Source organism: Streptococcus urinalis 2285-97 (assembly GCF_000188055.2).
In the GTDB taxonomy this organism is placed as follows: Bacteria; Bacillota; Bacilli; order Lactobacillales; family Streptococcaceae; genus Streptococcus; species Streptococcus urinalis.
Window position 1 is genome coordinate 130,372 of the sequence record NZ_AEUZ02000001.1, and the last position, 14,900, is coordinate 145,271.

Genomic DNA, 14,900 nt, shown 5'->3' on the forward strand with positions numbered 1-14,900 from the left:
ATCAAGTATTTCTTAAAAAAAGAGATGCTTTTTTTATTAAACCAAGATAAGTTACTTCCTTTCAAAATAGCATTATTAATATTGAAAGAACTCATCCAAATATGAAATAAAGATGAAAATGGAAAGAAAACATTAAATTTTTAAAAACATTACTTTTAATGTTTATTTATAAAAAATTAAGGTGTATAATAAAAATGAAATTTATATTAGGATAATTTCACATAAAAATATTACTTACTCTTAACAATAAGATTGTTTAGAAAATGTTAAAAGGGGAAAAGATGAAAAAAGGTTAAATACTTTTTAAGAAAATCTGCCTACTGTCTTGCTTCTGTATCGGCAGCTTTTATTGTGTGTAATGCAACTATCCACGCTGATGCAACAACAGGATTAGATGAAAACACAACGTTAACTGCAAATGAAGCTTCATCTGCTGAGGATAAGTTTGCAAATACATGGGAAAATGTAGCAAATGATGTAGCTGAGAAAGATAATGTTGATCCAAGTAAAGTAAAAGATGCACAATTTGCTACTTTAGAAAAACTAAAACAACTTGGTACAGATGTAGTTGATCCTGAAATTACAAGAATTGTTAATGAAGCAACGGATGCTATTTTTAATGCAACTTCAGTTTCTGCTGTAAACCAATTATTGAATCAAGCAGTTCAAGATGTACAACATGTACAACAAGAACTGAAAGATAAAGCTGCTGTTGAAGCAAAAGTAACATCAGATGCTGAAAATTTGACTAAAGTAGAAGCAGAAACAGCTATTGCTACTGAAACAGAACGATTACAAGATGCTAAAGTAGAGGATATTACTCGTCTATACGCTGACACTTCACTTACAGATCAACAAAAATCTGATTTTGAAGAAAAAATGATTGAAGCAACTTCAATTGATGAATTAACAACAATAAATAGTGAAGTTGAAGAAACAAAATTAGCTAATAATGCTTCAGGAATCTCAGATGGTTTGAACGATATTACTGGAGGGGAAGTAAAAACTGTAAAAGATTATGCATTAGAAGATGCTAAATCACTTGCCAAATCTGCTCTAAAATCAGAGGGTGCTTCAGATTTTTACATCAATAAAATTGATTCAGCTAATACAGTTGAAGGTGTTAATTCACTTAAAGATTCTATCATTGAATCATTAAAAGCTTCAAATGCTGAAAAATACAATGCCAATGTATTAGTTTCTTACGTTGATACTGAAGGTAATGTCCTTCGCGAAACAGTTGCAGTTTCTCAAGGTCAAAAAGACTTTGATTACAACACAATTCCACTTCGTCTTGATAACTTAACAGTTAACGGACAAGAATATGCTTTCAAGATGGTTCAAGAAGGATCAGCTCCAGAAGTTGGAACAACTAAAGAAGGCGATACTCGAGTTGTTTACGTCTATAGTAAAGTAGCTCCTATGATGTCATTAACTCCAGCTGAAAAAGTTGAAACACCAACTACAAATGCTTACTCATTAGTATTAGATAAAACTGGTGAGACAGTAGCACTTGGTAATTTTGCAACACCAAAAGAAGCAAAAGAAGCAGCCTTGACAGAATTAGCAAAACCATTTGGAAAATACGCTGGTTACTCATTTGATCGTTTCGTTGGCACACGTATTATCGCTAAGAAAGCTGAAAATACTGTAGTACCAGAAACACCTGAAATGGCACCAAAATCACCAGAAACAATTCCTCCAATGACCTTAGCACCAGCTAAGAAAGCTGATCCAGTTATAAAAGAAACAAAATAAGATAAAACACAAGCACCAAAAGCTTCAACTGTTAAAAAAGAAGAAGCTAAGAAAGCTGAATTACCTACTACAGGTGAAACAACAAATCCATTCTTTACAGCAGCTTTAGCAGTTATTGCAACAGCAGGCGCAGTAGCAGTTGTTGGAAAACGTAAAGAAGATTAATTATTAGCATTTCTCTAAACTTATCTTATTAAAAGGAGACCGATTTTGGTCTCTTTTTTTGTATAAAGATAATATTATTTTTTGAATTATGTATTAATGTATTGATACAATAAAAAGTTATTGTTATTATAAAAAATGTCAAGACAAGACAAAAAATTATTTTAAGGAGGGTCTTTAATGAACCTAAAAAACATTTTTTAACTTTTTCTAGCATAGCTTTACTGGGTGTCATCTCAACAGTAAGTGTTTCAGCGGATCACAGAGATGCCAAAACTTGGAATAGCTTAGAGTCAAAAGCAACTTTACAACTGACAGATGATCAACTTTGGGAACATTTGGAAAACATTTTTACCACAACACCGTGGTCAAGGTTTAATAGTTATGGTGTACCTGAAAAAGTTTATTACCCGCTAGCAGAGACAGCTGATGAATTTCAAAGTATTAAGACACCAATTGCTTTTTCATCATTTGAAGATATCAAAGCAGAAACAGCCGATGAACATCAAAGTATTAAATTACCTTTAAAAAATGTGACTTACAATAGCTATGGTGTTCCTGAAATTGAAGAACCATTGGCAGAGACGGCTGATGAATTCCAAAGTATCAAAACACAATTACCGACTGAAGATGTCAAAGCAGAAACAGCCGATGAACGTCAAAGTATTAAATTACCTCTAAAAAATGTGACTTATAATAGCTATGGTGTCCCTGAAATGGAAGAACCATTAGCAGAGACGGCTGATGAATTCCAAAGTATTAAAACGCAATTACCGGCTGAAGACGTTAAGGCAGAGACAGCTGATGAACACCAAAGCATCAAACTACCCTTAAATCAACTGTAACTAAGACATAACCATTATTCCTAATAAAAAACACTTTCTATAAAGACATTACTTATCTAAGTAAGAACAGTTATTTCTGTTCTTACTTTTTTGTTTTAGCTATAAATAGGATAATAAATGACTCTATTTAATTAATCTTAATATCGTGCTATAATGAAGAAGACTATACTTTTTGACATGGAGATGTGAGATGACATTTTACAATCACAAATCAATTGAACCAAAATGGCAATCATTCTGGGCTGAAAATAAGACATTTAAAACTGGGACAGATGCTAATAAACCAAAATTTTATGCCATGGATATGTTCCCTTACCCTTCTGGTGCTGGACTTCATGTTGGGCATCCAGAAGGCTATACAGCTACAGATATTTTAAGTCGATACAAACGTGCTCAAGGCTACAATGTATTACACCCTATGGGTTGGGATGCCTTTGGTCTTCCGGCCGAACAATATGCTATGGATACAGGAAATGATCCAGCTGAATTTACCGCTGCTAATATTGCTAATTTTAAGAGACAGATCAATGCACTTGGTTTTTCTTATGATTGGGATCGTGAAGTTAATACAACTGATCCAGAATTTTACAAATGGACACAATGGATTTTTACCAAGCTTTATGAAAAAGGCTTAGCTTATGAAGCTGAAGTTCCCGTTAACTGGGTAGAAGAATTAGGCACGACAATTGCCAATGAAGAAGTGCTTCCAGATGGCACTTCAGAACGTGGAGGCTACCCTGTTGTTCGTAAACCAATGAGACAATGGGTGTTAAAAATCACTGCTTATGCTGAACGCTTGCTTGAAGACTTGGAAGACTTGGATTGGCCAGAATCTATTAAAGATATGCAACGTAATTGGATTGGGAAATCAACAGGTGCTAATGTGACTTTTAAGGTTAAAGAGACTAACCGTGATTTCACCGTCTTTACAACTCGTCCTGATACGCTTTTTGGTGCTACTTATGCGGTACTTGCACCAGAGCATGAATTGGTTGATGCGATTACAAGTGAGGCTCAAAAAGAAGCTGTTTCAGAATACAAACGTCAAGCTAGTTTGAAATCAGATTTAGCCCGTACAGATTTAGCCAAAGAAAAGACTGGTGTTTGGACTGGTAGCTATGCTATTAACCCAGTAAATGGAAAAGAAATTCCAATTTGGATTGCAGATTATGTCCTTGCAAGTTATGGTACTGGAGCTATTATGGCAGTTCCTGCCCATGATGAAAGAGACTGGGAGTTTGCAAAACAATTTGACATTGACATTATCCCAGTGCTAGAAGGCGGTAACGTAGAAGAAGCTGCTTATACTGAAGATGGCCTTCATATCAATTCAGACTTCTTAAATGGTCTTGATAAAGAGCAGGCTATTGCCAAAATGATTGAATGGCTTGAATCAAATAATGTTGGTCATGAGAAAACAACTTATCGTTTACGTGATTGGTTGTTCTCACGTCAACGTTATTGGGGAGAACCTATTCCAATTATTCATTGGGAAGATGGCACTTCAACAGCTGTTCCAGAAAATGAATTACCGGTTGTTTTACCTGTGACAAAGGATATTAGACCTTCAGGAACAGGAGAATCACCTTTAGCTAACTTAACAGACTGGCTTGAAGTAACACGTGAAGATGGTGTTAAAGGTCGTCGTGAAACGAACACAATGCCACAGTGGGCTGGTTCAAGTTGGTATTATATCCGTTATATTGATCCACATAACAAGGAAAAAATTGCTGATGAAAAACTTTTAAAAGAATGGTTACCAGTTGATATTTATATCGGTGGTGCTGAACATGCCGTTCTTCACTTACTCTATGCACGTTTCTGGCATAAAGTACTTTATGATTTAGGGGTTGTTCCAACAAAAGAACCATTCCAAAAACTGTTTAACCAAGGAATGATTCTAGGAACGAGTTACCGTGATCATCGTGGTGCTTTAATTGCAAGTGATTTAGTGGAAAAACGAGATGGTTCTTTCTTCCATATTGAGACTGGTGAAGAATTAGAACAAGCACCGGCTAAAATGTCTAAATCACTTAAAAATGTTGTCAATCCAGATGATGTCATTGACCAATTTGGTGCAGATACTTTACGTGTTTATGAAATGTTTATGGGACCACTCGATGCTTCAATTGCTTGGTCAGAAGAAGGCCTTGAAGGATCGCGTAAATTCTTGGATCGTGTTTACCGTCTTTTGACAAGTAAATCAATTGTAGCTGAAAACAGTGGCAAACTAGATAAAGTTTATCACGAGACAGTAAAAGCAGTAACGGAACAAATTGAATCTATGAAGTTTAATACTGCTATTGCACAACTCATGGTATTTGTTAATGCAGCCAATAAAGAAGATGATCTATTTATTGATTATGCAAAAGGCTTTATTCAACTAATAGCACCATTTGCACCACATTTAGGTGAAGAATTGTGGCATAAAGTCACTGATTCTGATCAATCTATCTCTTATGTTGCTTGGCCAACTTGGGATGAAACAAAATTGGTTGAAGCAAATGTTGAAATTGTTGTCCAAATAAAAGGAAAAGTAAAAGCAAGATTGACAGTACCAAAAGATTTGTCTAAAGAAGAATTGGAACAAGCTGCGCTTAGAAACGAAAAAATTGCTTCTGAAGTTGAAGGAAAAGAAATTATCAAAGTTATTGCTGTTCCCAATAAATTAGTTAATATTGTAATCAAATAAGAATAACGCTCTAATTATTTGGTTGGAGCGTTTTCTTTTGTGAGAAAGACATGTTTTGGAACTTCTTTTTGCTATAATAGGGTTATGAAGAAAATAGGTATCGTGCTTTTATTATCTGTTTTTTTATTTGGTCATCTACATCCTGTTTTTGCTGACGACTCAAGACAAAAAAACAATAACATCACTTTAGTACATCTAAAAGATTATTTAATGAAAACCTTTAAGATTTCAGATCAAGAAGCAACAACTGTTGAAAAAGATATTTTATCTAAAACCAATCAATTGAGACAAAAAGGTTGGAGTAAAAAGACCGTAGAAATGGTTTTTCTTAAAAAAACAAAGAAAGAAAAGACTCTTAAAGAATATCAGTCACTCTTATCAAGTCGTTTTCAAAATGATTTACTGTTTGGGTCTAGTGATTTCCAAGAGATGTGGCTATCTCAGATGAATCAAGCAAATACTCAAAAAATGAAAAAATTATTAAGTATTGCAATGAAGACCATTGGTATGCCAGATGACCTCTCTGGGAAACAGACTGAAACCCAGCAATTATTAACTCACTTTTCACCATCACTAGCACCAGATGATCCTTTTTGGAAAGATATCTCTAAAAGTGTTCAAAAAGCATTTCCTAGACAGAGCTTATTAGCAAAAGGGACATTAAATCAGCAAGTCCATCAATTTCGCTATGTGATTTCAGCTCAACAAGCACAATGGATCCGTCATCATATAAAAAAGTCTGGCGAAACAGATGCACAAGCTCTAGCTAGATACCTTAAAAATATGGATGAGATGAATACCTTTTTGGAAGAACAAGGTATTGATAAATCAGATTACTATTTTGATTATAGTTATAGTGAATCGTCAAGATTACATAATAAAATCGCCTTATCAACAAGAAATGCCTCTCATTATATAAAGATATATCCAGATGGTAAGTTAAGAACAAATTATAAAATCGTTTTACACTTTTATTCTGAATTTATTCTTGATAATGAAGGACAATTTGTAAATGAATTGGATCCTGAACACCAAACTGAAAATGGCATCATTAATGGAGCTAGCTTTAATTATGCAGATCGCAATAATTCTAGGCATAGAGAATTGGATGTTTTTCCTGTCAGTCATCATGATCCGACATTTAGAATCAAAGCTTATAGAAAGTACCCATATCCTATTAAAGTACCCATATCCTATTAAAGCACCAAATGGACTTTTTGAAAATACAATGAGTCAACGTTGGTTGTATAGTTATTATAATGCTGAAGGATTTTACAGTCAGTCTGATAATAGTTTGTTCAATCGTGTGAAAGCAGAAGTATTAAAGTTTAAAAAATTAGTCGAGAAGGAGTCAAAATGAGAAAACATAAAAAATTCGTAATGCTATCATCGCTCTTTTTAGGACTTTGTGTGATTGTTTTTATTATTTGGCAACTTCTCAGTTACCGTTCTGTTACAACATTACGTATTGGTCAAACTTATGAAGCTGATGCGATTTTTAAACTCGTTGATAATAAACATTGGGTGATGAAATGGGATAATAGTCATTATAGATCTGAAGAAGAGCTTGAAGAAGAAAGAGCAGAAAATTATCCTAGTAAAATTTACCCTGAAATAACTTATTTAGAAGGAACTTATATTAAGAAGAAAGAAGGCTATTATTTCACAATTACAAAGTCAGTTTTAGTGAAATTTAAGTCTGTTAAAGCAGTCAATCGCAAGGAGATTTTTAAAAAATCGATAGATGATACCAAAGAAACGCTTTATCCAGACATTCCCTTATTAGCAAAGAAAAAGGGACAGTATGTTTATCATAATCAATATAGTGTATTGGTAGGTGATAAAGAAAAACTAAAAACAGAAAGTATCCTGATTGACCGTTCAAAAGAAGACCTACCAAATTCTATATCTGAGTTTTTGAAACAATATAAAATGACAAAATAAAAAGAGATCTTGATGAAAAGATCTTTTTTTATTTTTGATAAAGATGAACACATAAAGATGATTAAAGTCTAATTTTGAACACTTTATTGTGTGATAGTTGGTCTTTTTTAAAACGCTTTCAAAAACTATAATAAACATGTAAAGAAAACAAATAAAAAAACTTTGAAAAGAGGTAGTCGTCATGGATATTATCCTAGCTCCCCTAAATTGGTTCTCGCAAAATATTTTGCAAAATCCAGCATTCTTTGTAGGTCTTTTAGTTTTAATTGGATACCTACTTTTGAAAAAGCCATTTCATGAAGTCTTTGCTGGTTTTATAAAAGCCACAGTTGGTTATTTAATTTTGAATGTTGGTGCAGGTGGACTTGTTAGCACATTTAGACCAATCTTAGTGGCATTAGCTAGTAAGTTTCATTTGAAAGCAGCTGTTATTGATCCTTATTTTGGTTTAGCTGCTGCCAATGCAAAACTTGAAACAATGGGATTCATAAGTGTTGCTACAACAGCTTTGTTGATAGGATTTGGTGTTAATATTCTATTAGTTGCACTTCGTAAGATTACAAAAGTACGTACTCTATTTATCACTGGTCATATCATGGTACAACAAGCAGCAACGATTTCTGTCTTTGTACTATTGTTAATTCCAAAATTCCAAAATGCTTTTGGAGCGTGGGCAGTTGGTATTATCTGTGGTTTGTATTGGGCAGTAAGTTCAAATATGACTGTTGAACCAACACAACGTTTAACAGGTAGCGGTGGATTTGCTATTGGACATCAACAACAATTTGCTATTTGGTTTGTTGATAAAGTGGCTCCATTCTTTGGTAAAAAAGAAGAAAATCTTGATAACTTAAAATTACCAGCATTCCTATCTATTTTCCATGACACTGTTGTTGCTTCAGCAACGTTAATGCTTGTCTTCTTTGGTGGTATCTTAGCTGTGCTTGGTCCAGATATTATGTCAAATGTGAAATTGATCGGTCCAGGAGCTTTTGTTCCAGCAAAACAAGCATTCTTCATGTATATTCTTCAAACATCACTAACATTCTCTGTTTATCTCTTCATTTTGATGCAAGGTGTTAGAATGTTCGTTGCTGAATTGACAAATGCCTTCCAAGGTATCTCTAATAAATTACTTCCAGGTTCATTCCCAGCGGTTGACGTTGCTGCTTCATATGGTTTTGGATCTGCTAACGCTGTACTTTCAGGATTCGCATTTGGTTTGATTGGACAATTAATCACAATTGCTCTTCTCGTTATTTTCAAAAATCCAATTCTAATTATTACTGGATTTGTACCAGTATTCTTCGATAACGCTGCAATTGCAGTTTATGCTGATAAACGTGGTGGATGGAAAGCAGCAGTTGCCTTATCATTCATCTCTGGTGTTTTACAAGTTGCACTTGGTGCCATCGCTGTTGGTCTCTTAGGCCTTAAAGGTGGTTACCATGGAAATATCGACCTTGTTTTACCATGGTTACCAATTGGTTATATCTTTAAATACCTTGGTATTGCAGGATACGTTATTGCTTGTCTCTTCTTCTTAGCTATTCCACAATTACAATTTGCTAAAGCTAAAGACAAAGAAGCTTATTATCGTGGTGAAGCTCAAGCAGAAGATTAATGATTAAAGTCAAAAAACATTAATAATGGAGGAAAAAACAATGGTTAAAGTTCTTACTGCATGCGGAAATGGCATGGGTTCATCAATGGTTATTAAAATGAAAGTTGAAAATGCACTTCGTCAACTTGGTGTTACAGATATCCAATCTGCATCATGCTCAGTCGGTGAAGCAAAAGGCTTGGCTTCAGGTTATGATATCGTTGTCGCATCAAATCATCTTATTCATGAATTAGATGGCCGTACACAAGGACACTTGGTTGGCTTAGACAATTTGATGGATGATAATGAAATCAAAACAAAATTGCAAGCTATATTATAGTTGAAATATTAATAAAGAGTTGTGAAAATCATTTCCCAACTCTTTATCTTTAAAGGAAAAATGGAAAGAGAAAATTGATCTCAATAGAGAATCAAGAAAGGAAAACGATATGAACTTAAAAAAAGCTTTTATTGAAAATGATTCAATAAGACTAGGTCTCAGTGCTTCTACATGGGAAGAAGCAGTTCAATTATCTGTTCAACCACTGATTGAAAGTGGTGCTGTTACTGAAGAATATTACCATGCTATTATTGACTCTACTAACGAACATGGTCCTTACTATATTTTAATGCCTGGTATGGCCATGCCTCATGCAAGACCTGAAGCTGGTGTTAAAAGAGATGCTTTCTCACTAATAACATTGACAGAACCTGTTAAGTTTTCAGATGGAAAAGATGTTCAAGTGTTACTTGCTTTAGCTGCAACAAGTTCAAAGATTCATACTTCTGTGGCTATTCCACAAATCATTGCTTTATTTGAACTTGAGGATTCCATTCAACGATTAGTTGATTGCAAAACAGCTGATGAAGTTCTTGCAATGGTTGAAGAATCAAAAAACAGTCCCTACTTAGAAGGACTTGACTTAGAAAGTTAAAGAGAAAAAAGGAGTTTCAAAATGACCAAACAATTACCAAATTTACAAGTTGCCTTAGACCATTCTGATTTACAAGGAGCTATTAAAGCTGCCGTTTCCGTTGGCAATGAAGTTGATGTTATTGAAGCTGGTACAGTTTGTTTATTACAAGTTGGTAGTGAATTAGTAGAAGTACTTCGTAGCTTATTCCCAGAAAAAACAATTGTTGCTGACACAAAATGTGCCGATGCTGGTGGTACAGTTGCTGCCAACAATGCCAAACGAGGAGCTGACTGGATGACTTGTATTTGTTGTGCAACGATTCCAACGATGAAAGCTGCCCTTAAAGCAATCAAAGAAGAACGTGGAGAAAAAGGTGAAATCCAAATTGAACTTTACGGTGATTGGACTTTTGAACAAGCACAACAATGGTTAGATGCTGGTATATCACAAGCAATTTACCACCAATCACGCGATGCGCTACTTGCTGGTGAAACTTGGGGTGAAAAAGACCTTAATAAAGTGAAGAAATTAATTGAAATGGGCTTCCGTGTTTCTGTAACAGGCGGTTTGTCAGTTGATACCTTAAAGTTATTTGAAGGTGTTGATGTATTTACCTTTATTGCAGGACGTGGTATTACTGAAGCTGCAAATCCAGCTCAAGCTGCACGTGACTTTAAAGATGAAATTAAACGTATTTGGGGGTAAGAAATATGACTCGCCCAATTGGTATTTATGAAAAGGCTACTCCAAAAGGAATGTCTTGGCTAGAGCGTCTTAATTTTGCAAAAGGACTTGGCTTTAACTTCGTGGAAATGTCTGTTGATGAATCAGATGACCGCCTAGCACGTTTAGAATGGACTAAAGAGGAGCGTCTTGATATTGTTAAAGCTATTTATGAAACAGGTGTTCGCATTCCAACTATTTGTTTCTCAGGACACAGGCGTTATCCTTTAGGGTCAAATGATCCTGAAATTGAAGCAAAATCATTAGATTTAATGAAAAAATGTATTGAGTTAGCACAGGATCTAGGTGTGCGGACTATTCAATTAGCAGGCTATGATGTTTATTATGAAGAAAAATCACCTGAAACAAGAGCTCGTTTTATAAAAAATTTGAGACAATCTTGTACTTGGGCAGAAGAGGCTCAAGTTATCCTTGCAATTGAAATTATGGACGATCCTTTTATCAATTCCATTGAAAAATACTTGGCTGTAGAAAAAGAAATTGATTCACCTTATTTATTTGTTTATCCAGATACTGGTAATGTCTCAGCTTGGCACAATGATTTATGGAGTGAATTTTATAATGGACATCAATCAATTGCAGCCCTACATTTAAAAGATACTTATGCTGTTACAGAAAACTCCAAAGGACAATTTAGAGATGTTCCTTTTGGTCAAGGTTGTGTTGATTGGGAATCAATGTTTGATGTCCTTAAAAAGACAAATTATAATGGTCCATTTTTAATTGAAATGTGGTCTGAAAATTGTGATACAGTTGAAGAAACACGCAATGCAATCAAAGAAGCACAAGCATTCTTGTATCCACTCATTGAGAAAGCAGGTTTAATATAATGGCAAAAGATTTAAGAGAAATGAGAGAACGCGTGTGTGCGGCAAATAAATCATTACCAGCACATGGATTAGTAAAATTTACTTGGGGCAATGTTTCTGAAGTTTGTCGAGAATTAGGTTTGATTGTTATCAAACCATCAGGCGTTGATTACGATAAATTAACTCCCGAAAATATGGTTGTTACCGATTTAGATGGCAATATTGTCGAAGGTGACTTAAATCCATCTTCTGATTTACCCACTCATGTTGAGCTTTATAAAGCATGGCCAGAAGTTGGTGGTATTGTACACACACACTCAACTGAAGCAGTTGGTTGGGCTCAAGCAGGTCGTGATATTCCTTTTTATGGAACCACTCATGCAGACTATTTCTATGGGCCAGTGCCTTGTGCGCGTTCACTAACTGAACATGAAGTAAATTCTGCTTATGAAAAAGAAACAGGTACAGTAATCCTTGAAGAATTTACGAATCGTGGTTTAGATCCAATGGCAGTTCCAGGCATTGTCGTTCGTAACCACGGTCCATTTACTTGGGGTAAAACACCAGAGCAAGCTGTCTATCATTCTGTTGTCTTAGAAGAAGTGGCTAAAATGAACCGTTTCACTGAGCAGATTAACCCAAGAGTTGAACCAGCTCCAAAATATATCATGGATAAACATTACCTTCGCAAACATGGTCCAAATGCATACTATGGTCAAAAAGGTGATGCTCATTAATTTGTTAACCATTGTTTAAGGCGACTTTGTCGCCTTTTAGTGTTTTTTTAGAAAAAATGAAAAAATAATGAAAAGCTTAAAATAGTATGAATTTATGGTAAACTAAAGAGAGGAAAGTGGTTGAAAGGAAGATATAATGATTATTTTAGATAAAAAAAGTTATGAGCTCCTTTTCTATCTTATCAAATTGGAAGAACCTGAAACGGTAATGGCTATTTCAAAGACTTTGGGTCAGTCAAGACGTAAAATTTATTATCATCTTGATAAAATTAATGAAGCACTGCCTAAAGAAGTGAACCAGATTATCTCTTATCCAAGGATAGGAGTTGTTCTTGATCAAGATCAAAAAGAAGCTTGTAAAGATTTATTAGCTGACATAGATGATTATAGTTATGTTATGAGCGTTGAAGAGAGAATGCAACTCATAACAGCTTTTATTGCAGTTTCTATGGAACGCGTGACAATAGATAAGTTAATGCAATTGACAGAAGTGTCGCGTAACACTGTTTTAAATGATCTAAATGATATTAGGCGGCATCTTGAAAATGAACAATTTCAAATTAAGCTTGTTGCAACCAAAACTTGCGGGTATTTTTTAGAATCTCATCCGCTATCAAAATTTCAATTCTTTTACAAACTCTTAAGCGATATCGATAACCAAGCTAATCAAAATTTTGTAAAACTTTTTAATCAAAAGTTACGTACTTTTATTGCTGTTGAGGACTATTTTCCTCAAGTTGTTCTAGATGATGTTGGCAAATATTTGATGCACTCACAAAGTCAACTTGGAAAAAAAATCAATAGTCAAGACGTGCAATTTATGATTAGAAGTTTTCCCTATATTTTGCTTTGTTATCGAAATATGTTCTTGACGGATTTAGAAAAAGAATCGGTACATCAAGACTTTGATCTGATTTATAAACGCAAGGAATATACCCTTGCCAATGGTTTAGCACAATATTTAGAGGATTCTTATCAATTCAAGCTAGATTATAATGAAATTGGTATTATCGCAATGCTTTTGCTGTCTTTTAGAAAAGATAGAGACAGTCATCTTGAAAGTCATGATTATGATGATATGCGGTTAACTCTGGTAACCTTTCTAGATGTATTGACGAGTCACTATGGATTACAATTCAATCATAAGAAATTATTGCTTGACCAGCTTTTAACCCATTGTAAGGCCTTAGTATACCGAAAAAATTATGGCATATTTTCAAGCAATCCATTGACAGAGTACATCAAAGAAAAATATGCAGCATTATTTGAAATGACTCAAAGTGCTGTTTCGATTTTAGAAAAAGCTTGGTCAATTAAACTGAACGATGATGATATTTCTTATATAACGGTTCATATTGGTGGCGAAGTGAGACGGAGTCATTGTCAGGAACAAAAGAGGACTATCATCTTAGTTTGTGATGATGGCATAGGTTTACAAAAATTACTCTTACAACAATGTAAACAATATTTACCCAATCATGACATTGAAGCAGTCTTTACCACTGAGCAGTTCCATAGTGTTAGAGATTTAATTACCTCGGATTTGGTTATTACAACTACAGATGCCCTTGATTCACCAATCCCAACCTTATTAGTTCATAGTATTCTCACTGATAATGATAAGATCAGATTAATCCGCTTTGTCAGACAAAAAGGTCAAGTATCTGATAATGATATTTCAACTGCAATTGAAAAATGTATAAGACCCTATATCAAAGATGAAGGAGACCTTTACGTTCTAAAATCTCAGATTGAAAAGATTATCAATCAAGAACTACTATTAGATATCTATCGCTAATGTTAAAGATTAGCTTTTACCCAGATACCTAAAAAGCAATTTAAAAGGTACTGGGCCGTTTTTTTTTACTCTAAAATATTTTTATTTGTAAAGTGATAGATTAGACTTTTTACTGTTTTTGACTATTTTTAAGTCGTTTATGACATATTGCCATCTTTAATTGACATTAGCTTAACATAAATTAAAATAAAGTGGTAAATATATAAGATATATTTATAATAAAATAAAAAGGGGAGATTTTTTTGATGACAAAAAGATTTAGGACACTAGCTAGCATTGCTTTGGGAGTAGGACTAGTAACAATGGCTGCGACAACTACTGTCAAAGCTGATATGGAAAATGGAACAGAAACAGTTCCTTATGCTATTAACACTGTGACTGGGGAAAAACAGGTTAATAATGACAGTACTTCAGCTGACTTAAATGTAGCTTCAAATGAGAATGACTCAAATACTTCAGTTGAGAACCAAGACAATACTTTTCCAGAACATTTAGAATCTTACAGACAAGATTATGAGGCACTTGAAGCAAATCATAAAGCTTTAGTTGATGAGTACAAACGATTGGATACTGTCAATAAGCAAACTGAACTAAGTCCAGACAATCAAAAGGTACTAGGACAATTAAAACAGGAAGTTCCACAACTGCATGAACAAGTTAATCAAGCTGTTGAAAAGGCTGATTTAAGTAATCCAATCATATCGACAAATGTTCAAAAATTTCAAGAACAATTTAAATTATATGAAAATCAGCTGTCACAATTAAAAACGAGTCAGCAATTCTTAACAATTCACCAAGAAGAACTTAGACATTTAGACCAACTTGATAATCAGCGTCAAGCAATTGTTGCAAATTGGAAATCAACTTAAATTAATTTTCAAAAATTAAATC

14 protein-coding genes and 1 pseudogene are annotated in these 14,900 nt (G+C 34.2%); all 15 read left to right on the forward strand.

Going from position 1 to position 14,900, the window contains the following annotated elements; all coding sequences use genetic code 11:
- Positions 1-351: 351 nt before the first annotated feature.
- The 15 genes and pseudogenes from STRUR_RS11800 to STRUR_RS00675 all read left to right on the forward strand — a co-directional run bounded on the left by STRUR_RS11800 (position 352) and on the right by STRUR_RS00675 (position 14,878).
- Entirely contained in the window at positions 352-1,758 is a 1,407-nt protein-coding gene (locus STRUR_RS11800) for an albumin-binding GA domain-containing protein (protein ID WP_006738471.1), read from the forward strand.
- A gap of 36 nt (positions 1,759-1,794) precedes the next feature.
- Positions 1,795-1,923 (forward strand): annotated as a pseudogene (locus tag STRUR_RS11805) (LPXTG cell wall anchor domain-containing protein); the annotation flags it as partial.
- Between the two features lie 335 nt (positions 1,924-2,258).
- The gene (locus STRUR_RS00620; RefSeq protein WP_006738859.1) at positions 2,259-2,765 is read left to right on the forward strand and encodes a hypothetical protein; all 507 of its coding nucleotides are present in this window, start codon (positions 2,259-2,261) and stop codon (positions 2,763-2,765) included.
- 190 nt (positions 2,766-2,955) lie between these two features.
- Complete coding sequence (gene leuS / locus STRUR_RS00625; RefSeq protein WP_006739938.1) at positions 2,956-5,457, forward strand: leucine--tRNA ligase; 2,502 nt, start codon at positions 2,956-2,958, stop codon at positions 5,455-5,457.
- A 210-nt stretch (positions 5,458-5,667) separates the two neighbouring features.
- Entirely contained in the window at positions 5,668-6,657 is a 990-nt protein-coding gene (locus STRUR_RS00630; protein ID WP_162097620.1) for a DUF3114 domain-containing protein, read from the forward strand.
- A gap of 28 nt (positions 6,658-6,685) precedes the next feature.
- The gene (locus tag STRUR_RS11975; RefSeq protein WP_265092858.1) at positions 6,686-6,817 is read left to right on the forward strand and encodes a hypothetical protein; all 132 of its coding nucleotides are present in this window, start codon (positions 6,686-6,688) and stop codon (positions 6,815-6,817) included.
- A complete protein-coding gene (locus STRUR_RS00635; protein ID WP_006739195.1) occupies positions 6,814-7,401 on the forward strand; it encodes a hypothetical protein in 588 nt (195 codons plus the stop codon). The genes STRUR_RS11975 and STRUR_RS00635 overlap by 4 nt, the downstream gene beginning before the upstream one ends.
- A gap of 181 nt (positions 7,402-7,582) precedes the next feature.
- A complete protein-coding gene (locus STRUR_RS00640; RefSeq protein WP_006739011.1) occupies positions 7,583-9,025 on the forward strand; it encodes a PTS sugar transporter subunit IIC in 1,443 nt (480 codons plus the stop codon).
- A 40-nt stretch (positions 9,026-9,065) separates the two neighbouring features.
- Complete coding sequence (locus STRUR_RS00645) at positions 9,066-9,344, forward strand: PTS sugar transporter subunit IIB (protein WP_006739463.1); 279 nt, start codon at positions 9,066-9,068, stop codon at positions 9,342-9,344.
- A 109-nt stretch (positions 9,345-9,453) separates the two neighbouring features.
- Complete coding sequence (locus STRUR_RS00650) at positions 9,454-9,939, forward strand: PTS sugar transporter subunit IIA (protein WP_006739936.1); 486 nt, start codon at positions 9,454-9,456, stop codon at positions 9,937-9,939.
- A gap of 21 nt (positions 9,940-9,960) precedes the next feature.
- A complete protein-coding gene (locus tag STRUR_RS00655) occupies positions 9,961-10,626 on the forward strand; it encodes a 3-keto-L-gulonate-6-phosphate decarboxylase UlaD (protein ID WP_006738534.1) in 666 nt (221 codons plus the stop codon).
- A 5-nt stretch (positions 10,627-10,631) separates the two neighbouring features.
- The gene (locus STRUR_RS00660; protein ID WP_006739101.1) at positions 10,632-11,495 is read left to right on the forward strand and encodes an L-ribulose-5-phosphate 3-epimerase; all 864 of its coding nucleotides are present in this window, start codon (positions 10,632-10,634) and stop codon (positions 11,493-11,495) included.
- Positions 11,495-12,211: an L-ribulose-5-phosphate 4-epimerase gene (locus tag STRUR_RS00665; protein WP_006740277.1), complete on the forward strand. Its 717-nt coding sequence runs from the start codon at positions 11,495-11,497 to the stop codon at positions 12,209-12,211. The genes STRUR_RS00660 and STRUR_RS00665 overlap by 1 nt, the downstream gene beginning before the upstream one ends.
- A 136-nt stretch (positions 12,212-12,347) precedes the next feature.
- Positions 12,348-14,009, forward strand: coding sequence for a BglG family transcription antiterminator (locus STRUR_RS00670; protein WP_006740269.1), 1,662 nt, complete (start codon positions 12,348-12,350; stop codon positions 14,007-14,009).
- Between the two features lie 245 nt (positions 14,010-14,254).
- The gene (locus STRUR_RS00675; RefSeq protein ID WP_006738863.1) at positions 14,255-14,878 is read left to right on the forward strand and encodes a hypothetical protein; all 624 of its coding nucleotides are present in this window, start codon (positions 14,255-14,257) and stop codon (positions 14,876-14,878) included.
- Positions 14,879-14,900 lie beyond the last annotated feature (22 nt).